The sequence below is a fragment of the Polyangiaceae bacterium genome (assembly GCA_015075635.1).
In the GTDB taxonomy this organism is placed as follows: domain Bacteria; phylum Myxococcota_A; class Polyangia; order Polyangiales; family Polyangiaceae; genus JADJKB01.
Map to the genome: position 1 here is coordinate 1,179,655 of JABTUA010000001.1, position 19,963 is coordinate 1,199,617.

Consider the following 19,963-nt stretch of genomic DNA (forward strand, 5'->3'; position numbering starts at 1 on the left):
CGCATCCGCAAATCTTACACGAGGATCGGCCGGACCGAGCGATCTGGAAAAGTCGGTGGTAAGAAGCCTCCTCGATGGATCCCAAGCGCCCTGCCGACCTCGAGCTCTGGCAACGGCTCGCCAAGCGCGAGCTCCGCGACAAGGACCCGGCGAGCCTGACCTGGCACACGCCCGAAGGCCTCGACGTGAAGCCGCTCTATACCCGGAGGGACGTCGAAGGTCTGGATTTCACCGACACCATCCCCGGCGACTACCCCTTCGTCCGCGGCCCCAAGGCGACCATGTACGCCGGCCGTCCCTGGACCATCCGGCAGTACGCCGGCTTCTCCACCGCCGAAGAGTCGAACGCCTTCTATCGCCGTGGCCTGGCCGGCGGGCAGAAGGGCCTCAGCGTCGCCTTCGACCTCTGCACCCACCGTGGCTACGACAGCGATCACCCGCGGGTCGTCGGCGACGTCGGCAAGGCCGGCGTGGCCATCGACACCGTCGAGGACATGAAGATCCTGTTCGACGGCATTCCGCTCCGCGAGATGAGCGTGTCCATGACCATGAACGGCGCGGTCTTGCCCGTGCTCGCCATGTTCGTCGTGGCCGGCGAGGAACAGGGGACCCCCGAGGCCGAGCTCACCGGGACCATCCAGAACGACATCCTCAAGGAGTTCATGGTCCGCAACACGTACATCTACCCGCCGGCGCCTTCGATGCGCATCGTGGCCGACGTGATCGAGCACACGGCGAAGCGGATGCCGAAGTTCAACTCGATCTCGATCTCCGGGTATCACATGCAGGAGGCCGGCGCGACCTGCGATCTGGAGCTAGCGTTCACGCTCGCCGACGGCCTCGAGTACGTGCGCGCCGCGCTCGGCAAGGGACTCGACATCGACAGCTTCGCGCCGCGACTGTCCTTCTTCTTCGGCATCGGCATGAGCTTCTACATGGAAGTGGCCAAGCTGCGGGCGGCGCGCCTGCTCTGGGCCACGCTGATGAAGCGGCACTTCGAGCCCAAGAAGCCGGACTCGATGATGCTGCGCACGCACTGCCAGACCAGCGGCGTCAGCCTGACCGAGCAGGACCCGCACAACAACGTGATCCGCACCACCATCGAGGCCATGGCCGCCGTGCTCGGCGGCACCCAGAGCCTGCACACCAACTCGTTCGACGAGGCCATTGCGCTGCCCAGCGACTTCGCGGCGCGCATCGCGCGGAACACGCAGCTGGTGATCCAGCACGAGACCGGGATCCCGCAGGTGGTGGACCCGTGGGCGGGTAGCTACTTCATGGAGCACCTGACGCACGCCTTGGCGCAGAGAGCGTCGAGTCTGATCGAAGAGGTCGAAGCGCTCGGTGGCATGACCCGAGCCGTCGAGGCCGGGATGCCCAAGCTGCGCATCGAGGACGCTGCGGCGCGGCGCCAGGCGCGCATCGACCGTGGCGCCGACGTGATCGTCGGCGTGAACGAGTACCGCGTCGAGAACGAGGAGCCCATCGAGGTTCGGGTGGTGGACAACACGGCGGTGCGCACCTCGCAGATCGCCAGGCTCGAGAAGGTCCGCAGCAGTCGTGACGGCAAGGCAGTCGATGTCGCGCTCGCCGCGCTCCGCCAGGCCGCCGAGTCCGGGCAAGGGAACCTGCTCGGGCTCAGCATCGTCGCCGCTCGCGCGCGGGCCAGCGTCGGGGAGATCTCGTCGGCGCTGGAGGCCGTCTGGGGCCGCCATCAAGCCGAGACGCGCAGCATCTCCGGCGTGTACGGCAGCTACTACCAGAGCGACCCGAAGTGGGGGGCGTTGCGTGAGCGCATCGAGCAGTTCCTGAAGTCCGAAGGGCGCCGGCCACGCATCCTGGTCGCCAAGATGGGCCAGGACGGGCACGACCGCGGCGCGAAGCTGATCGCCACGGCGTTCGCGGACGCGGGCTTCGACGTGGACGTCGGCCCCCTGTTCCAGACGCCGGCGGAGGTCGCGCGCCAGGCGGTGGAGAACGACGTACACGCCATCGGCGTCTCGACCCAGGCCGCAGGGCACCTGACGCTGGTGCCGGAGCTGATCGCCGAGCTCCGTCGCGCCGGCGCCGCAGACGTCGCCGTGGTGTGCGGCGGCGTGATCCCCGCGCAGGACTACCCGGCGCTCGAGCAGGCGGGTGTGGCCGCGGTGTTCGGCCCGGGCACGCCGGTGCCCATCTCGGCTGCCAAGGTGCTCGACGTGATCCAGTCGCGCAGAGCTCGGTGATGGCGTGACTCCCGGGGAGCTCGAGGAGCTGGCGAAAGGCGTGCTCGGGCGCGAGCGCCGCGCGCTGGCGAAGGCGATCACCCTGGTCGAGTCCACCCGCGCCGACCACCAGGAGGCGGCGCAGCGGCTGCTCGAGCGCCTGCTGCCATCCACCGGCAACGCCGCTCGGGTCGGCGTCAGCGGCGTGCCTGGTGCCGGCAAGAGCACCTTCATCGAAGCGCTGGGCCTCTACCTGATCCAGGCGGGGCGCCGCGTCGCCGTGCTGGCGGTCGATCCGTCGAGCGCGGTGTCCGGCGGGAGCATCCTGGGGGACAAGACCCGGATGCCTGGGCTCGCGGCTCGCGACGAGGCGTTCATCCGGCCGAGCCCGGCGGCCGGCGCTCTGGGCGGCGTGGCCCGGCATACGCGCGAGGCGCTCCTGGTGTGCGAGGCCGCCGGCTTCGACGTGGTGCTGGTGGAGACGGTGGGGGTGGGCCAGAGCGAGCACCTGGTGTCCAGCATGGTGGACTCGTTCCTGCTCTTGGCGCTGGCCGGCGCTGGCGACGAGCTTCAGGGCATCAAACGCGGAATCCTGGAGCTGGTGGACGTGATCGCCATCAACAAGGCCGACGGCGAGGGCCTTGCCCGCGCGGAGCGTACTGCCGCCGAGTACAAGAGCGCGCTCCGCCTGCTCCGCGGCGACGATGCGCCCTGGGTGCCACGGGTCACCACGCTGAGCGCCCTGGAAGCGCGCGGCGTGGACGGGGTGTGGTCGCTCTTGGAAGAGCACCGGCGCTTCCTCGAGCAGACCGGACGGCTCGCCGAGCGGCGGCGGGCGCAACAGAAGACCTGGCTCTCGAGCTTGGTGCGCGAGACGCTCGAGGCCGAGCTCTGGGAGAGCCCGGTCGTGCAGCAGGCGGCCCCCGAGATCGAAGCGCTGGTCGGCAGCGGGGCCATCACGCCGACGGAGGGTGCGCGCCGGCTCTTGGCCGTGTTCCGCTCGCGCTGAAGGGGAGGGGACCCTGCTGCTCTTCGCCTACGACGGCAGCCTGAACGGCGACTGGGTGGCGCACTACGCGGTGCGCTTCGCCGCGGCGTCTGCAAGCAAGCGCCTGCGCCTGGTCCACGTCCACGAGGGAGACCCCGTCGTCGCGCCCCGCCTCGCGCGCATCGAGGGGGAGTGCCGCGTGGCTGGGGTGAGCCTCGAGGTCGAGCTCGTGCCTCGGCAGGGACAGTCGGTGGCCGAGCTGATCCTCGCCCGCGCCCCCAGCGCAAAGTCGGGCATGATCATCGCGGGGACGCGCCAGCGCCCGCGCAACCTGGCCTACCTCGCCCGCACGGTCAGCGCAGAGCTGCTCGCCCGCGCCTCGTGTGGCGTGGTGGCGCTCCGAGTCGTCCACCCCGGGACGTTGGGGCACCCGGAGCGCGTGTTGCTCCCGCTCTCCGGGCATCCGCGCGGCGCGGCGGGAGCCATCCCGCTCCTCGACCATCTCGACCCGGGCCTCGTCCACCTGCACGTGCTCTTCGTGCGCGAGGTCTCCCGCCTGCGCTATCGTGCCCTCGACGCCCGCTCCGCGGAGCGGCTCCTCGGCGAGGGACGGCGCTTCGTGCACGCCGTCGAGAGCGAGCTCCGCGCCGGCCTCCAGGCGCGTCGCTTCGCCCTCGATTCGAGCGTGGTCGTCTCCGACGACGTCCCGAAGGAGATCCTCGTCCACGCCAGCAAGCATCGGGCTCGCTTGATTTGCCTCGGCGCCTCCGAACGCTCGCTTCCCCATCGGCTCGTCTACGGCAACCCCATCGAGCAGGTGCTGCGCGACGCTCCCTGCGACGTCGCCGTGTATCGGAGCGGCCGGTGAAAGCGCGGCAGATCCACAACCTGGAAGTCGACGAGGTGTTCGCGCTCTTGTCGAGCTCGCGCTCGGGGCTCGACCCGTCCACGGCCGAGCGGCGCCTCGGCGAGCTCGGTCGCAACGTGCTCAGCGCGGCGCCCGGCCTGCCTTGGCTCCGGAGTCTCGGCAAGCAGCTCGTCAACCCGTTCGCCCTGCTGCTCGACGTGTCGGCGCTGCTCTGCTTCGTCGCCGACCAGATGCAGCCCGGTGAGGGCATGGCGGTGCTCGGCTGGGCGCTGGTCGGCGTGGCGCTCCTGAACGCGCTCTTCAGCTTCGCCCAAGAGCTGCGCGCCGAGCGCGCGATGCAGGCGCTCTCCGAGCTCCTGCCCCAGGAGATCAGCGTGCGACGCGGCGGCAGCGAGCTTCGGGTGCCCATCGCGGACCTGGTGCTCGGGGATCTCGTCTTGCTCTCCGAAGGCGACCGTATCCCTGCGGACGCGCGTGTCGTCGCTTCGCGCGGGCTCCTGGTGAACAACGCGCCGCTCACCGGCGAGTCTCGCCACCAGACCCTCTCCCACGAGCCGGCCGCCGGCGGCAGGCTCGTGGACGCGCCGAACGTCGCGTTCGCGGGCTGCTCGGTGCTTCGCGGATCCGCCGAGGCCGTCGTCTTCGCGACTGGGCGGCGCACCGAGTTCGGCAAAATCGCTGCGCTCAGCGTCGAGGTGCGCCGCCCGCCCACGCCGCTCGAGACCGAAGTCGGTCGCACCGTCCGCGTCGTGACGGCGATCGCGGTGGTGATGGGTCTCGGGTTCTTTGCCTACGGCGTGGCCTCCGGGCGCCCGCTCTGGACGAACATCGTGTTCATGCTGGGCATCATCGTCGCCAACGTCCCCGAAGGGCTCTTGCCGACGCTGACCCTGGCCCTGGCCATGGGCGGGCTCCGACTCGCGAAGCGGAAGGTGCTGGTCAAGAGCCTGAACGCCGTCGAGGCGCTCGGCGCGGTGGAGGTGATCTGCACGGACAAGACCGGCACCTTGACCAAGAACGAGCTGACCGTGGTCGGGGTCGTCGACGCCGCGAGCGGGGAAGCCCTCGAAGGTGAATCGGCCCGTGGGGTGCTCGAAGCTGCCGTCGGGGCGTCGGAGATTCACCAGCAGAAGGGCGTCTTGACCGGCGATCCGCTCGACGTGGCCGCGGCGCGTGCGCTGGAGCTCTCCGGCGGCGCGCCGCTCGAGTTGGCCACGGAAGTCGTGCGCCATCTTCCTTTCGACGTGGCTCGCCGCCGGGCGGCCAGCGTGGTGGTGCTCGGGGCCGAGCAGCGCTTCGTCATCAAGGGCGCGTGGGAGGTAGTGCGGCCCCACCTGGCCCAGGTCCATCGTGCTTCGGGCAACGTCGCAGCCGACAGCGCGAGCCTCGACGAGTGCGACGCGACGGTGCACCGCCTGGCCTCGCGGGGTCTCCGCGTGATCGCCGTCGCCGCGCGATCGCTCGGGCCCGGGGAGGTCGGGCACACGGAGGTCGACCTCGAGGCCCGGCTCACGCTGCTCGGGTTCCTGTGCCTGGAAGACCCGCTGCGTGCAGAGGTGCCCGACGCGGTGGCGCGCTGTCGTGGCGCTGGTGTGAAAGTGATCTTGATCACCGGCGATCACCCTGACACGGCGCGGGCCATCGCCGAGCGCGCGGGGATCTTGCCGGCGCGGTCGCCCGCGGACGCGGTGGTGACCGGCGAGGCCCTGGAGAAGCTGCGCGAGGACGAGCTGATGCGGCTCCTGGGCGCCGAGGTGCGGGTGTTCGCCCGCACCACCCCGGAACAGAAGCTCAAGATCGTCAGCGCGCTCAAGCGCTTGGGGCTGCTCGTAGCGATGACGGGCGACGGCGTGAACGACGCGCCGGCGTTGCGCGCGGCGGACGTGGGCATCGCGATGGGCCTGGCAGGGACCGATGTCGCGCGCGAGGCCGCGCAGATCGTGCTGCTCGACGACAACTTCGCCAGCATCGTGGCGGGGATCGAGGAAGGGCGCGCCGTCTTCGCCAACGTGCAGAAGTTCACGAGCTACGTGTTGGCCAGCAACGTGCCGGAGATCGTCCCGTTCCTGGCCTACGTGGCGTTGCCGGTGCCGCTTGGTCTGACGGTGATCCAGATCTTGACCATCGACCTGGGCACGGATCTGATCCCCGCCGTGGGCCTCGGCCGGGAGCCACCCGACGGCGAGGCGATGAAACGCCCGCCGCGCGGCGCCCGGGGGCGCCTGCTCAGCCGCTCCCTCCTCCTCCGGAGCTACCTGTTCCTGGGCGTGATTCAGGCGCTCTGGGCGATGGCCATGTTCTTCACCGTGCTCCTCGCCGGTGGCTGGCGCTTCGGCAGCATCCCCGACGCGAGCGATCCGCTCTACCGGGGGGCGACGGGGATCACCTTGGTGAGCGTGATCTTCGTGCAGATCGCCAACCTGGTGGGCCGGCGCTACGAGCGGCGCTCGGGGCTGGATCGAGGACTCCTCGCCAACCCGTTCTTCGTGGTCGGCGTCGGCGTCGAGCTCGCGTTCGCCTGGGCGGTGCTGTACTTTCCGCCGCTCTGCCGCGCCATCGGCACCGGCCCGGTGGCCTCGGGATTCGTCGCCCTCGCCGCCCTCGGATTTCCGCTGTTCTTTGCGATCGACACACTGAGCAAGCGCCTGCGCGCGCGGGCGTGAGTCAGCCGCCTGCGGCCTCGAAAGCGGCGATCACTTCTGGCGGCGCCTGCACCAGCTCGATCAGCACCCCTTCGCCGCCGATGGGGTGCTCCGCGTTGCCCTTCGGGTGGATGAAGCAGATGTCGTGACCCGAGGCGCCGGCGCGGATGCCGCCGGGCGCGAAGCGCACGCCCTGTGCCGTGAGCCACTCGACCGCACGGGGCAGGTCGTCGATCCAGAGCCCGATGTGGTTGAGCGGGACCTCGTGCACGGCCGGCTTCTTCTCCGGGTCGATGGGCTGCATCAGGTCGATCTCCACGCGGAAGGCGCCAGCGCCCGCGGCGGTGATGTCCTCATCCACGTTCTCGCGCTCCATGCGCTTCTCGGCGACCAGCGGCAGCCCGAGCGTGTCGAGCCAGAGCTTGCGGAGCGCGCTCTTGTCCCGGGCGCCGATGGCGATCTGCTGGACCCCCAGCACTCGAAACGGTCGTGAGCTCATCAGGGTGCTCGGAACTGCAGACCGAGCTGCAGCTCGAGGTTCGAGTGGATGCTGCGCAGGATGCCCGTGGTGATGCCGGCGTCCAGGTAGACGCCGACCATCTTGGCGAAATCGTACTGCGGGCCGGCTGCCAAGTGGAACAGCACGTCCTTCTTGTATTGCGGGTCGTAGGTCGGGTCGGGGACCCGCTTGTCCGCGGTGCCGCCCTCGAGCTCGGCGGCGATGGCGGGCTCGATGAACACCTTGAAGGCCGAGTCAGCCATCGTGTAGACGCGCAAGCCCGCGCCGACCACCATCACCGCGTCGGTGCCGGTCTTCTCTTCCTTCTGAAGCCCAAAGCGCCCGAACAGGAACGGCTCGATGGCGTCGACGGGCGCGAAGCTGACCGCTACCTCGGCGGCGAGCGGCGAGGCGTGGCCGCAGAACTTCTGCTGGTCTTTCAGGCTCTTGTCGGTCTTGTACTCGTTGCAGAGCGGCGACTCGTCGTAGCGGAACACCATGCGGTAGCCGCCGACGATGCCTGCGCGCAGGCCGAACTGCCGGCCGTGGCCGTAGGCGCTCTCCTGCTTGGCCTTGGCCTCGGCGTCGTCGAGGGCCGCGCTGGTCGCGGCCGCCGGCTTGTCCGCCGTCCCCGCCTCGGCCTGCTCCTTCTCGACGGCGCTCGGCTCAGCGGCGCCTTTGCTGCTCTCTGCGTCAACCGCCTGCGCGAGCGCGACGCTCGGCGTCGCCAACCAGGCCATCACCCCGAGTAACTGAAGCTTCCCCATGGCGGCGGAGCTTAGACGGCCGGGGCGACCGCCGTCGACCCCGGCTTGCGCGTCAGCGGCCAGGTTTTGGGGGCGCAGCCGAGCCCCGGGCGGTCCCCGACTCGGTCCAGGAGCGCTCGGCGCCGATTGCCACCCACTTGAGCTCCGCCTTGGTCGCACCGGCCGAAACCGAGACGTCCGAGCCGTTCGGCGCCGGCAGCGTCAGGCTCTTCTCCTGGCCGAGCTTCTTCAACGTCGCGGCGTCCGCGGTAAGGGCAGCGATGCCGAGGGCGGCGAACTGCGGCACGATGCCGGCGGGCAAGTGCTCGGCAATGACGGCCCGGAGCGCGGGCAGGTCGGAGGCGTAGCGCGCCGCCCAGCGCACGGCATCCAGGGACGAGAGCAGCATGGCGCTCGGCTCCGTCATGGTCGCGCGCTCTTTCACCAACGAAAGCGTCGCCGCGGCGTTCCATCCCGCCGGTGGGGGCAGCGTCGAGAGCGGCGTCTTGCCGCCGTCGCCCTCGCCCTTGCCTTTGGCCTTGCCCTTGCGCACGATCAGCACGTCGTCCGTGGGTAGGGTGCGCGGCACGGTCACCCGCACTGGGCGCTTGAAGGAGCGCGGGTCTCCGACGCTGCCCGACGCGACGGCGTAGGCGATGGTCTCCGCCGAGGCGACGACGAAGCGACGCTCGGGGGGAGCGCTCGGCTCCGGATCGCAGGTCCTGAGCGAGACGCCACCGGCGGGCGGGGGGTAGAGCTCGCCGGTGACCAGGCGCTGATCGGGCTCGATGAGCCGAGCGCCTGTGGCGATCAGATCCACGAGCGCGCCGGAGTGCGCGAGCACCTCGAGAGCTTGGCGAGACGGGGGGGCGATGAGCAGGTCCAGCCGGGGCGGGACGCGCTTGCTCTTGAGCAGCGCAGCCGCGGCCAACAGGTCGCGGAGCGAGGCGCCGGTGTCGCCGCCGAGCACCACCTGGAGGACCGGCTTGCCGGCGAGCTCGCGGACGGGCCGGACCACGCCCTGTTCGTCCATCACCAAGGGATCGACCGCGGACAGATCCACGCTGATCACGTCGTCGCAGGGGGCGCCGGGATCCGGCGTCAGGCTGCGGTGCGCCTTGGAACGGCGCTGGTCGCGCAGGTAGACCTCGGTCTTCTCGTCGCTGACGAAGACCGCAGCGGTAGCGCCCAGATGGGGTCCGAGGGCGGCCAGCACGGCGCGATCGGGCACCGAGAGCAGGCGCGCGCTCGGGCCCGCGAACTCGATGACGACGGGCGCCTGATGCTCGCGGTCCACTCGCTGGATGACGTCTCCGAGGCCGCGACGCACGAGCTCCAGCGCGACGTCGCGCACGCACACGAAGGGGCGGATCCTACCGGAGAGCAGCACTTGGATGCTGCGCGGAGGCCTGAGCCAGATCGCGCCGGTCGCCAATGCCTCCGCCAGCTGCGACGGCGCCGCGACCAGAGTCAGCATGCCCACGCCGCCCACCGCGGCGATCCGGGGCTCGTCGCACAGCGCGAGGCGCGCGGGGCTGCCGAATCGCTCCAGGTGGACCGGGGCGGGAAAGCCGATCCCCGGGCGCGACAAGAGGAGCCCCGTGCCGAGCGCCGCGCGCATCACGCGGTCGCCGGCGGTCTCTGCGCCGTCCGTCGTGACGCAGCGCGTGTCGTAGGCGACCGCGACTTCGACCGCGCACTTCTTCATGCCGGCCTGGAGCGCTTCGCCGAGCGCGCGCGAGGGATCGCGGGCCAGGATGACCTGGTCCACCTTCACTCGAACCAGCTCGCCTTTGAGCTCTGGATCGTCGGCCCGTCCTGCGAGGACCTTCTGTGTCATTGTGCGGGGCGGATCCCCCGCTCGCGCACGCATGGGCTTCGACTACCTACCTCGAGCGAGCAAGTTTCACGTCTCGAGACCTCGCGCCTCGAGAGGGACGGGAAGGTAGCCGCTCGCCGTCGGGGGGGTCAAGGACGGTCAGCGGGCAGATCTCCCTGGTGGACATCCCCCAGCCGGCGTCCGGGTGCAAGTCCCATGGCTGGCCGGGTCCAGGGGCTCGGTTTTGGCCGGATTTCTGCGGCCGGTCGCATTCTCGGCCCCAGCCCGGGGCCCCCGGTCCGGACGGCTGGCGGGCGCCGTCGTCGAGCGCGCCACACGCAGAAACATTCACTCGTTTGGGCCAAAGCCAGTACGATTTGGCCCATGTTCAAGGAGGCGCTGCAGGGCGTGGTCGACGGCGTGGAAGGCGGCATGGCCGGGCTTCTCATGGACTTCGAGGGCATTCCGCTCGAAAGCTACGCCAAGAACGAGTCGCCGTTCGACATCGAGACCGTGGGCGCGGAGGTCAGCGTGGTGGTCAAAGCGATCCAGCGGGCCTCGGAGATGCTGGATGCGGGCGACACACGCGAGGTGGCCTTCAAGAGCGCCAAAATGGTCACCTTGATCCGCGTGCTCAACGAAAACTATTTCGTGGCCATCACGCTGACGCCCGAGGGCAACCTGGGCAAGGGGCGCTTCCTACTGCGTCTGGCCGCGCCCAAGCTGGTCGAAGAGCTGGGCTCCTGACGGATCGACCATGACGGCGCGCTCGCGTCGAGGTGCTCCTGCGGTCGCGGGCCGTCGTACTCGCGCGCCGCGCGTGCCGCCGCGCCGCCGCCCCGCGCGTGGGGCTCGGGTCGAGCGCATCTTGGTCCTGAGCGGTCCCAACCTGGACCGGCTGGGCCGGCGCGAGCCCGAGATCTACGGCACGCTCACGCTCGCCCAGATCCACGAGCGTCTGGCCCTCGCCGCGCGCGAGCTCGGCGCCGAGGTCGTGTGCCGCCAGAGCAACCACGAGGGCGAGCTGATCGATTGGATCAACGGGGCGGACGACGCTGGGCTCAACGGGATCCTGATCAACCCCGGCGCGCTCACCCACACTTCCTGGGCGCTCCACGACGCCCTCAAGGGCTGCGGGCTGCCGGCCGTCGAGGTCCACCTCACCAACCCGGACGCTCGCGAGGAGTTCCGGCGTCGCTCCCGCACCGCTCCGGCGTGTCTGGGCAGGGTCGCCGGCTTTGGTGCGGACTCGTATCTCTTGGCGCTTCGTGGTCTCGTCGAGCACTTACGCGCGCCGCGTCCGCGCTGAGCGCCGCACAGCGTCAGGCCGACTTCCGCCGTCCTGCCATCCGCAAATCACGGCCTGCCACGGAGTCCACGGTCCACGAGAGCTCCGGCGGGTTGGCCAATTCCCGCCGTCCGGTGGGAATTGCCGCAGGGCGTTTCCCGAGCGCGCTTCGAGGAAGCGGGGCAGGGCGAGGGACGAAACCCGAGTCGGAACGGCGCGAACTCGGCTTCGCGGCCCAGAAAATCACTCGCTTTACCCTGCAACGAATCCCGGAGTAGCTTCCGCGCGATGGACCTTCCGCTGAAGCAGATCAAGAACCTGCTCAAGACCCTCGAGGACGGTGGCGCCGCCGAGTTCGAGTACGAAGACGAGAAGGTGCGCGTCCGCATCTCGATGGCGCGGGGAGCGCCGCTGGTCACGGCCGCTCAGCTGCAGGCCGCTCCGGCTCAGGTCCCGGTGACCACCAGCGCGGCGGCCGCCGCCAGCGCTGCCAAGAAGGACGAGGGTGACCCCAGCGTGGTGTTCATCACCTCGCCGTTCGTCGGCACCTTCTATCGCTCGCCGGCGCCCGACGCCGACCCCTTCGTCGAGGTCGGGGCCGTGGTGAAGAAGGGGCAGACGCTCTGCATCGTCGAGGCCATGAAGCTGATGAACGAAATCGAGGCGGAGTTCCCCGGCAGCATCGTCGAGGTGCTGGTCGAGAACGGGCAGAGCGTGGAGTTCGGGCAGAAGCTCTTCAAGCTCAAGAAGAGCTGAGCCATGTTCCGCAAGGTCCTCATCGCCAACCGCGGCGAAATCGCCATGCGCGTCATCCGCGCGTGCCGCGAGCTCGACGTCAAGACCGTGGCGGTCCACTCGGAGGCGGACACCAAGGCGCTGCACGTGCGCTTCGCCGACGAGGCCGTGTGCATCGGCCCGGCGCCGGCGTCCCAGAGCTACCTGAACGTCCCCGCGATCATCAGCGCCGCGGAGATCACTGGCGCCGACGCCATCCACCCGGGCTACGGCTTCCTGAGCGAGAACTCCGAGTTCGCGCAGGTCGTCGCGCGCTGCGGCCTGACCTTCATCGGCCCGCGGCCCGAGGCGATGAAGCAGTGGGGTGACAAGCTCACCGGCCGCGAAGCGGCTCGAAGGTTCGGCTTGCCGCTCCTCCCCGGCAGCGAGGCGCTCCAGAACGCGTCCCACGCCGAGAGCGAGGCGAAACGTGTGGGGCTCCCCGTGATGGTCAAGGCGCGAGGCGGCGGCGGCGGCCGCGGCATGCGCGTGGTGCGCAAGCTCTCCGAGGTTCGCCGCGCCTTCGAGAGCGCCACGGCCGAGGCCATGGCGAGCTTCAAGAACCCGGAGCTGTACCTGGAGCGCTTCGTGGAGAGGCCTCGCCACATCGAGTTTCAGGCGCTGGCCGACGACCACGGTCAGGTCTGGACGCTGGGCGAGCGCGAGTGCTCCTTGCAGCGCAGGAACCAGAAGCTGGTGGAGGAGTCCCCCAGCTACGCCATGGGGGAGAAGCTCCGCTCGGAGATGGGCGAGCGCATCCGCAAGGCCATCCGCGAGACGGGCTACACCTCCCTGGGCACGCTCGAGTTCCTGATGGACGAGGACAAGAGCCTCTACTTCATGGAGATGAACACGCGAGTCCAGGTCGAGCACCCGGTGACCGAGCTGGTGACCGGCGTGGACCTCGTCGTGGAGCAGATCCGCGTGGCTGCGGGCGAGAAGCTCGAGCTGCCGGACACGCGCCCGTGGAAGTTCCGCGGCCACGCCATCGAGTGTCGGATCATGGCCGAAGACCCCGAGACCTTCGCGCCCTGGCCCGGGCTCATCACCGAGTACCACCCGCCCGGCGGCGGCGGCGTCCGCGTCGACTCCGGCATCTACGGCGGCTGGACCGTGCCGCAGCACTACGACTCGCTCCTGGCCAAGGTGATCGTGCACGCTCCCACCCGGGAGCAGGCCATCGTCAAGATGGATTGCGCCCTGGACGAGTTCATCATCGGCGGCATCCGCACCAACATCGACTTCCACAAGCGCATGTTGGCCGATCCGGAGGTGCGCGAGGCGCGCATGACCACCCGGACCGTGGAGCGCATCATGGAACAGCGCAAGCGCGAGCGGGTGTAAGCTCGGGCTCGGGATGGCGAGCGACCTTCCGAGCAGGATCCTTGCTGGGGACCCACGCGCCGCGGCTCGGGCCTGCCGCGCGGTGGACGATCGGCTCGAGGGCCACCGCGAGCTGATGAAGGCCCTGTACCCGAAGACCGGCGACGCCTGGCTGATCGGCGTCACGGGCACACCCGGGGCCGGCAAGAGCACGCTGACCGACCAGCTCATCACGCAGTTCCGCGGGGCGGGTGAGCGCGTCGCCGTCGTGGCGGTGGACCCCACCAGCCCGTTCTCCGGCGGCGCCATCCTGGGCGACCGCATCCGCATGCAGCGGCACTTCGAGGACCCCGAGGTGTTCATCCGCTCCGTCGCCACGCGCGGCGCGCTGGGTGGGCTCTCGCGCTCCACCAGCGACATCAGCCGTATCCTGGACGCTTGGGGCGCCAGGGTCGTCATCGTCGAGACCGTCGGTGTGGGCCAGGACGAGCTCGAGGTCACGCGCATGGCGCACACCACCCTGGTGGTGATGGCGCCCGGCATGGGCGACGACGTGCAGGCGATCAAGGCCGGCATCCTGGAGTGCGCGGACGTGTTCGCCGTGAACAAAGCCGACCGCGACGGCGCCGACGCCACCGTGCGCGACCTGGAGGTGATGCTCGCGCTCTCCGGCGACATCTACTCGGTGGCCGCTGGGAAGGGACGTGGCCATAGCGCCGTGACCGTCGGCGGCCGAGCCGCCCAAGGTGCCAGCGGTGACGCCTGGACGCCGCCCATCGTGAAGACCGCCGCAACTCGCGGCACGGGCATCCCCGAGCTCGCGGCCAAGCTGCGCGAGCACCGTGTCTGGCTCGACGGTGAAGCGGGCAAGCTGCGGCGCGCCGAGCGCCTGCACCTCTCGATGCTGGCGTTCCTGCGCGAAGCCCTGACCGAAGAGGCGACCCGAGAGCTGGGAGCCGAAGTCGAGCGAGCCGCGGAGCGCGTCCAGCGCAAGGAGACCGATCCCTACACGGCTTCGGAGGAGCTGATCGCAGAGTTCCGAGCCAGGGGATGACCAGGTATCATCCCGTGCCGTGGCCGAGCTCGTCCCGTACCCCTTCGCGCGCCTCCTGACTCGGGCCTTCAGCGAGCTCGAGCACGAGCAGGCGATGTTCCACCTGCCGGAGAAGAAGTTCGTGCGCGGGCTGCCGGAGAAGGACCTGTCCGTGGCCTTCCACGGCCACACGGCCGCCTCGCCCCTCGGCCCCGCGGCGGGGCCGCACTCGCAGCTCGCGCAGAACATCGTGCTCTCGTTTTTGGGCGGCGGTCGCATCTTCGAGCTGAAGACCGTGCAGATCATGGATCGCCTCCAGATCCCGCGGCCGTGCATCGACGCCCAGACCATCGGCTACAACGTCGAGTGGTCGCAGGAGCTGACGCTCGAGCAGTCACTCGAGGAGTACGTGAAGGCTTCGATGCTGCTCGAGATCCTGATCGCGAGCGGGAAGCTGAAGCTCCAGCCGGGCTTCGATCGCTGGGTGTTCGACATGAGCGTCGGCTACGACCTCGCGGGCATCCAGAACGAACGCGTGCAGGCGTTCCTCTCGGGCATGCTGGACGCGAGCGCCGTGGTCGAGCGGCTGCGCCGGCAGATCCCGCCGGCCTTCGCCCGCTACCGAGAGCTGCCGTTCCGCACCCGCCTCGCCGACACGCTCACGCTCTCGACCTTCCACGGTTGCCCGCCCGACGAGATCGAGCGCATCACCGCTTTCTTGCTGGAGAAGCTCGGCTTGCACTGCATCGTGAAGCTGAACCCGACCTTGCTCGGCAAGACGGAGGTGCGCCGCCTGCTCAACGACGTGCTCGGCTACGCCGACCACGCGCCCGACGAAGCCTTCGACAAGGACGCGACCTGGGAGCAGGCCGTGGACTTCGTGGGTCGGCTCGGTGACAAGGCCAAGGGCCTCGGCCGCGGCTTCGGCGTGAAGTTCACCAACACGCTGATCGTGCAGAACGAGCGCAGCTTCTTCCCGGCCACCGAGAAGGTCATGTACCTGTCCGGGCAGCCGCTGCACGTCCTGGCGATGAGCCTCGTCGGTCGCTTTCGCGAGGCCTTCGGCGACCGCTATCCGATCTCGTTCTCCGCCGGCATCGACGCCAAGAACTTCCCGGACGCGGTGAGCCTGGGCCTGGTGCCGGTCACGGTGTGCACCGATCTGCTCCGCACCGGCGGCTACGCGCGCATGGAGGGCTACTTCCGCGAGCTCGGCACGCGCATGGGCCCCGCAGGGAGCGTCGGCGACTTCATCATCCGCGCCAAGGGACGAGGCGAGGCTGCGCTCGAGCGCGCCGGCGGTGGAGGCAGCGCCGAGTGCCGTGCCGCGCTCCTGTCCGGCGCCGATCTCGCTGCGGCGGCGGGACCGAAGCTCTACCCACGCTGGGTCTCGGAGGCGAAGCTCGAGAACACGCGCGCCTACCTCGACGCCCTGCTCGCCGATCCGCGTTACACCCGCGCCGCCACCAACAAGCCGCCGAAGAAGGTGGGCTCGCTGCTCGTCCTGTTCGACTGCCTGACCTGCGACAAGTGCATCCCGGTCTGCCCGAACGACGCGAACTTCACCTACGAGCTGCCGAAGATGGAAGTGCCGATCCAGAAGGCCGTGCGCGACCCCTCGGGCGCCTTCCAGATCCGCACCGAAGGCAGCCACACGGTGGAGAAGAAGCACCAGATCGCGAACTACGCCGACTTCTGCAACGAGTGCGGCAACTGCGACGTGTTCTGCCCGGAGGACGGCGGCCCGTACCTGCTCAAGCCGCGCTTCTTCGGCAGCCGCGAGGAGTTCGCGAAACACCAGAATCGCGACGGCTTCTTCGTCGAGCGCCTGGGCGCGGGCTTCGCCGTGCTCGGCCGCTTCCAGGGTCGTGACTTCGGCGCCAGCTTCGAGAACGGCCGCGCCAGCTACACGGGCGCCGGCTTCGAGCTCAGCTGCGACGCCGACGACCCCACACAGAACCTGAGCGGCCACGCCAGCGTCGAGGTCGATCTCACCTACCTCCGGCTGATGAAGCTCCTGGGCAAGAGCGTGCTCGACGAGAGCGGGGTGAGCTACGTCAGCGCCCCGAGCGAGTGAAGGCGAGCGTCACGCCGCGCGCGCCTATTTCAGCTGGCTGTCCTTGCTGCCGCGCCGGTTGTACAGGCTCGGCTGTCCCTCTTGCTGGTCGGCCTCGGACTGGCACTGAACGCAGCGGCGCACGCCGGCGACCGCGCGGCGCCGCGCCGCCGGGATCTCCTCCCCGCAGTCCTCGCAATGGGTGAGGCTCTCGGTCTGGGCCAGACGGCTCCGGACGCGGGCGACCTCGCTCTCCACGGTCGCGTCGATCTGTTCCTGTACGGCTCCGTCGTGAGCCCAACCGCTGGCCATGAGAAGTTCCTTGTTCGAAGGTATCACGCGCCGGGCCGCGCGCACGGCCCCTGACGTCACCCCCGTTTCGAGTAGCTCTCGTAGCGCACGTCCCGCGGCAGATCCCAGCCCGACGGATCGGGCCCCGAGAGCAGCGCGAGATCGACGTCGGCGATGATCAGGTTCTCGTGGGTCGAGAGGTTCGGCAAGACGCCGTTCGGACCTGCGACGTGGCTCTGCCCGAAGTAGGGCTGGTTCCAGGGGGGCTCCTGGCCTTTGCGGTTCGAGCCGGCGATGAACAGGCGGTGGCGCGCGGCGTCCACCTGGAACTCGAGCTGCCACATGCGCTGGCTCTTGTCGCCGAAGGTGACGGCGGGCGAGAACACGAGCTCGGCGCCTTCGCGGGCGAGCGAGTACATCACGCCCTCGAAGTGGCGGTCGTAGCAGATGGCCGCACCGATGCGGCCGGCTGAGGTCTGGTACACCGGAAAGAACGGGTTCTTCGACACGTTGGCGGCGCTCTCGCCGTTCTGGCCGTCGCTCTTGTCGTAGTAGTACGGCTCGTCGAAGCTGCCCTGCTCGTTCTGTCCGCAGGGCAGGTGGGTCTTGCGGTATTTGCCCAGTACCTGGCCCTGCTCGTCGATGAAGACGGCGGTGTTGAAGCGCTGGCCGCGCGGATCGCGCTCGTAGATGGGCGCGACCACGATCATCGAGAGCTCCTTGGCGGCGGCCCGCAGCGTGGTCACGGTGGGCCCGGTCGCGGCGTCCTCCGCCAGGGCGAACCACATCGGGTGCTTGCCCAGGGCGAAGTAGGGCCCGGGGAAGAGCTCGCCGAAGCCGATGACCTCGACGCTTTGGGCCTTGGCGGCGCGCATCAAGTCCACGTGGTGGGCGACGTTCTGCTCGCGCAGAGCGTCGAGCTTGCCTTCGAGCTGGGCGAGCTCGGCGACGCTCGCCGGCATGTCGCGGTAGGCGTTCACCGTCTGGGTCACCGCGATGCGGGTCATGGTTCCTCGTTGGCGAAGGAGAGAAGCACGTCCAGAGCCACGTTGACTCCGTTCGCGCACTGCTCGCGGGTCGAGAGCTCCCGGGGGTTGTGGCTGATGCCGTCGTATTCACCCGGCACGAACACCATGCCGGCCTGGGTCAGGCGCGCCATCTCTTGGGCGTCGTGCCCGGCGCCGGACACGATGCGCTCGGTGGAGAGGCCCCGGGCCTTCGCCGCGGCCTCGACGCGGTCCTGAACCACGTCCGCGAAGCGCACCGTCTCGGTGCGGGCGGTCTGGCGCCAGCTGAGCTTGACGTTCTCGAGCGTCTCGACCTCGGCGTAATACTCGATGAGATCTGCCTCGGCGCGGCGCATCAGCGCGTCGTCGGGGTTTCTGAGATCCACGCTGCACACGACCTCCGCTGGCACCACGTTGACCAGCCCCGGCCGCGGGATGATCGAGCCCATGGTGGTGCGCATGCCGTCCCCGTAGCGGCCCGAGGTGGCCATCTCGCGCATGCGGAGCGCGATGCGCGCGGCGGCGACCGCCGGATCGGCGCGCAGACCCATGGGCGTTGTGCCGGCGTGGGCGCTCTTGCCCACGATGCCGAGCTCGTGCCAGCTGATGGCCTGCACGCCGGTGACCACGCCGATGTCCGTGCCGTTCGCGCGCAAGACCGGGCCTTGCTCGATGTGGCACTCCAGGTAGGCGTAGGGCGCGGCGAGCAGCTCCTCGCTGTCGCCCAGGAAGCCGATGGCCGAGAGCTCGTCCTTGAGCAGGAGCCCCCGCTTGTCCCTGAGAGCGTAGGCGGCCTCGAGGGTGAGGCGCCCGGTGGCCACGGCGCTCCCGAGCATGTCGGTGCCGAAGCGCGAGCCCTCTTCGTCCGTGAAAAACGCGACCACCAGCGGCCGCAGCGTGCGGAGGCCGTGCTGGTTCAAGCTGGCGATCACCTCGAGGCCGCCCAAGACGCCCAGGCAGCCGTCGAAGCGACCGGCGGTCTCCACGGAGTCGATGTGCGAGCCCATCATCACGGGCGAAAGCTCGGGTCGTTGGCCTTCGCGCCGGGCGTAGACGTTGCCGATGCGATCGACCGTGACCGCCAAACCCAGGCGCTTCATCTGCTCGACCACGTGGCGGCGACCAGCGCCGTCGGCAGCGGTGAGCGCCAGGCGGTTCACCCCGCGGAGGCCCGTGCGCGGGTCGTCGTAGGCGCCGATCTCGCCCAGCGCTGCCAGCGAGGCGTAGAGGCGATCGGGATCGATGGAGGGCTGGCTCATCGGAGCTCCTTCATGCGTTGCCAGAGAGCCGGGGCCTCCGCGTTGGCGTTGCGGTGGATCCGCGCGAGATCTGCCCGAGTGAGCCGGCCGTCCTCGACGACGAGCTCGCCGGCGACCAGGACGTGCCGCGGCTTGTCGGCGTCGCCCCAGACGGCCAGATCTGCGGCAGCGCCCAGGCTGAGCTCGGGCTCGAGGCGTACTCCGAACAGCTCCGAAGCCAGCGCGTAGGCGCCGCGTGCCCGAGCCGCGAGCAGCTCCGGGCCGAGCGGATGGCCCGCGCGCTCGGCTTCCTCGGCGAGCGCTGCGCGCTCCAGGGCCATCTCGGCGGGGTAGCCGTCGGTGCCCAAGGCGACGTGCCGGCTCGCGTCGAGGTTCTTGGCGAAGCCCACGCGGTTTCCGGCGTTGGAGCGCGGGTTCTGCACCAGCCACAGCCCGGCCTCGTCCGCCGCGCGCACCTGCTCCGGCGTGAGGTGCACGCCGTGCGCCAGGATCGAGCCGCGCGGCAGCGCGCCGAGCTCGAGCAGGCGCTCGAGCGGCCCGGCGAACCCGCGGCGCTTGGCGTCCGCGACGTCCGCCGCGTCCTCCGCCACGTGAACGTGCACCGGCAACCCGAGCCCGCCTGCGAGCCTCACCGTCTCGTCGCTGACCGTGAACGAGGCGTGCAGGGCCGCCAGCGGCCGGACCAGCGGGCGGCGGTTTTCCCGGGCGAAGCGCCGGCACTCCCCGAGGCCGCGGCGCCCTTCCTCCGGGCCGCCGTTGCGATCCGTGGCGCCGTAACCGGTGGCCAGGCGACAGCCCAGGCTGTGGGCCGCGTCGCCGAGCAGATCGAGCGAGCCTTCGATCAAGGCGGGCGACTCGTGGTGGTCGATGAGCGCGGTGGTGCCGGCGAGCAGCGACTCCGCCAGGTAGAGCTCGGCGGAGACGAACAGCGACTCCGCGTCGAGGGCGCGGTCGAGCCGCCACCACAGCCGCTCCAGGATTTGGACGAAGCTCTCCGGCGGCGGCTCCGGCGCAGGCATGCCGAGCGGCGCGAGGCCGCTGTAGAGGTGCGTGTGCGCGTTGACGGCGCCAGGGCGGATGGACAGGCCGCGGCAATCGAGGACCTTCGCGCCGGCCGGGGCGCGGGCACCCGGGCCGAGCGCGGCGATCACGCCGCCGTCGACCAG

General features: G+C 70.1%; 17 protein-coding genes. 10 read left to right on the forward strand and 7 right to left on the reverse strand.

Features of this window, described 5'->3' with window-relative positions:
* Positions 1-74: 74 nt before the first annotated feature.
* Genes scpA through HS104_05475 form a run of 4 tightly spaced genes read left to right on the forward strand, consistent with a single transcriptional unit; the run spans position 75 to position 6,723 of the window.
* A complete protein-coding gene (gene scpA, locus HS104_05460) occupies positions 75-2,225 on the forward strand; it encodes a methylmalonyl-CoA mutase (GenBank protein ID MBE7479416.1) in 2,151 nt (716 codons plus the stop codon).
* Between the two features lie 4 nt (positions 2,226-2,229).
* Entirely contained in the window at positions 2,230-3,213 is a 984-nt protein-coding gene (meaB, locus tag HS104_05465; GenBank protein MBE7479417.1) for a methylmalonyl Co-A mutase-associated GTPase MeaB, read from the forward strand.
* The gene (locus tag HS104_05470) at positions 3,176-4,060 is read left to right on the forward strand and encodes a universal stress protein (protein MBE7479418.1); all 885 of its coding nucleotides are present in this window, start codon (positions 3,176-3,178) and stop codon (positions 4,058-4,060) included. The genes meaB (HS104_05465) and HS104_05470 overlap by 38 nt, the downstream gene beginning before the upstream one ends.
* A complete protein-coding gene (locus HS104_05475) occupies positions 4,057-6,723 on the forward strand; it encodes a cation-transporting P-type ATPase (protein ID MBE7479419.1) in 2,667 nt (888 codons plus the stop codon). Before HS104_05470 ends, HS104_05475 begins: the two co-directional genes overlap by 4 nt.
* 1 nt (position 6,724) lies before the next feature.
* Here HS104_05475 and HS104_05480 read toward each other — a convergent pair whose 3' ends face one another.
* The 3 genes from HS104_05480 to HS104_05490 are packed head-to-tail and all read right to left on the reverse strand — an operon-like array spanning position 6,725 to position 9,787.
* Entirely contained in the window at positions 6,725-7,201 is a 477-nt protein-coding gene (locus HS104_05480; protein MBE7479420.1) for a VOC family protein, read from the reverse strand.
* Positions 7,201-7,968, reverse strand: coding sequence for a hypothetical protein (locus tag HS104_05485; GenBank protein ID MBE7479421.1), 768 nt, complete (start codon positions 7,966-7,968; stop codon positions 7,201-7,203). Before HS104_05485 ends, HS104_05480 begins: the two co-directional genes overlap by 1 nt.
* A gap of 52 nt (positions 7,969-8,020) precedes the next feature.
* A complete protein-coding gene (locus HS104_05490) occupies positions 8,021-9,787 on the reverse strand; it encodes a 3-isopropylmalate dehydratase (GenBank protein MBE7479422.1) in 1,767 nt (588 codons plus the stop codon).
* A 363-nt stretch (positions 9,788-10,150) separates the two neighbouring features.
* Between HS104_05490 and HS104_05495 the strand changes: the two genes are divergently transcribed.
* The 6 genes from HS104_05495 (at position 10,151) to HS104_05520 (ending at position 16,261) form a co-directional block, all read left to right on the forward strand.
* Positions 10,151-10,513, forward strand: a complete 363-nt coding sequence (locus HS104_05495) for a roadblock/LC7 domain-containing protein (GenBank protein ID MBE7479423.1) — start codon at positions 10,151-10,153, stop codon at positions 10,511-10,513.
* A 10-nt stretch (positions 10,514-10,523) separates the two neighbouring features.
* Positions 10,524-11,075: a type II 3-dehydroquinate dehydratase gene (aroQ, locus tag HS104_05500; protein ID MBE7479424.1), complete on the forward strand. Its 552-nt coding sequence runs from the start codon at positions 10,524-10,526 to the stop codon at positions 11,073-11,075.
* Positions 11,076-11,342: 267 nt separating this feature from the next.
* A complete protein-coding gene (gene accB, locus HS104_05505; protein MBE7479425.1) occupies positions 11,343-11,810 on the forward strand; it encodes an acetyl-CoA carboxylase biotin carboxyl carrier protein in 468 nt (155 codons plus the stop codon).
* A gap of 3 nt (positions 11,811-11,813) precedes the next feature.
* A complete protein-coding gene (accC, locus tag HS104_05510) occupies positions 11,814-13,172 on the forward strand; it encodes an acetyl-CoA carboxylase biotin carboxylase subunit (protein ID MBE7479426.1) in 1,359 nt (452 codons plus the stop codon).
* A 13-nt stretch (positions 13,173-13,185) separates the two neighbouring features.
* Entirely contained in the window at positions 13,186-14,205 is a 1,020-nt protein-coding gene (gene meaB / locus HS104_05515; protein ID MBE7479427.1) for a methylmalonyl Co-A mutase-associated GTPase MeaB, read from the forward strand.
* Positions 14,206-14,224: 19 nt separating this feature from the next.
* Positions 14,225-16,261: a 4Fe-4S dicluster domain-containing protein gene (locus HS104_05520; GenBank protein MBE7479428.1), complete on the forward strand. Its 2,037-nt coding sequence runs from the start codon at positions 14,225-14,227 to the stop codon at positions 16,259-16,261.
* Between the two features lie 24 nt (positions 16,262-16,285).
* Here the strand turns inward: HS104_05520 and HS104_05525 are convergent, their stop codons facing one another.
* Genes HS104_05525 through HS104_05540 form a run of 4 tightly spaced genes read right to left on the reverse strand, consistent with a single transcriptional unit; the run spans position 16,286 to position 19,948 of the window.
* Positions 16,286-16,552, reverse strand: a complete 267-nt coding sequence (locus HS104_05525) for a DksA/TraR family C4-type zinc finger protein (GenBank protein ID MBE7479429.1) — start codon at positions 16,550-16,552, stop codon at positions 16,286-16,288.
* A gap of 56 nt (positions 16,553-16,608) precedes the next feature.
* The gene (locus HS104_05530) at positions 16,609-17,538 is read right to left on the reverse strand and encodes a hypothetical protein (protein MBE7479430.1); all 930 of its coding nucleotides are present in this window, start codon (positions 17,536-17,538) and stop codon (positions 16,609-16,611) included.
* Positions 17,535-18,797, reverse strand: a complete 1,263-nt coding sequence (locus tag HS104_05535; protein MBE7479431.1) for a M20 family metallo-hydrolase — start codon at positions 18,795-18,797, stop codon at positions 17,535-17,537. Before HS104_05535 ends, HS104_05530 begins: the two co-directional genes overlap by 4 nt.
* Positions 18,794-19,948: an amidohydrolase family protein gene (locus HS104_05540; protein ID MBE7479432.1), complete on the reverse strand. Its 1,155-nt coding sequence runs from the start codon at positions 19,946-19,948 to the stop codon at positions 18,794-18,796. The genes HS104_05535 and HS104_05540 overlap by 4 nt, the downstream gene beginning before the upstream one ends.
* Positions 19,949-19,963: the final 15 nt, after the last annotated feature.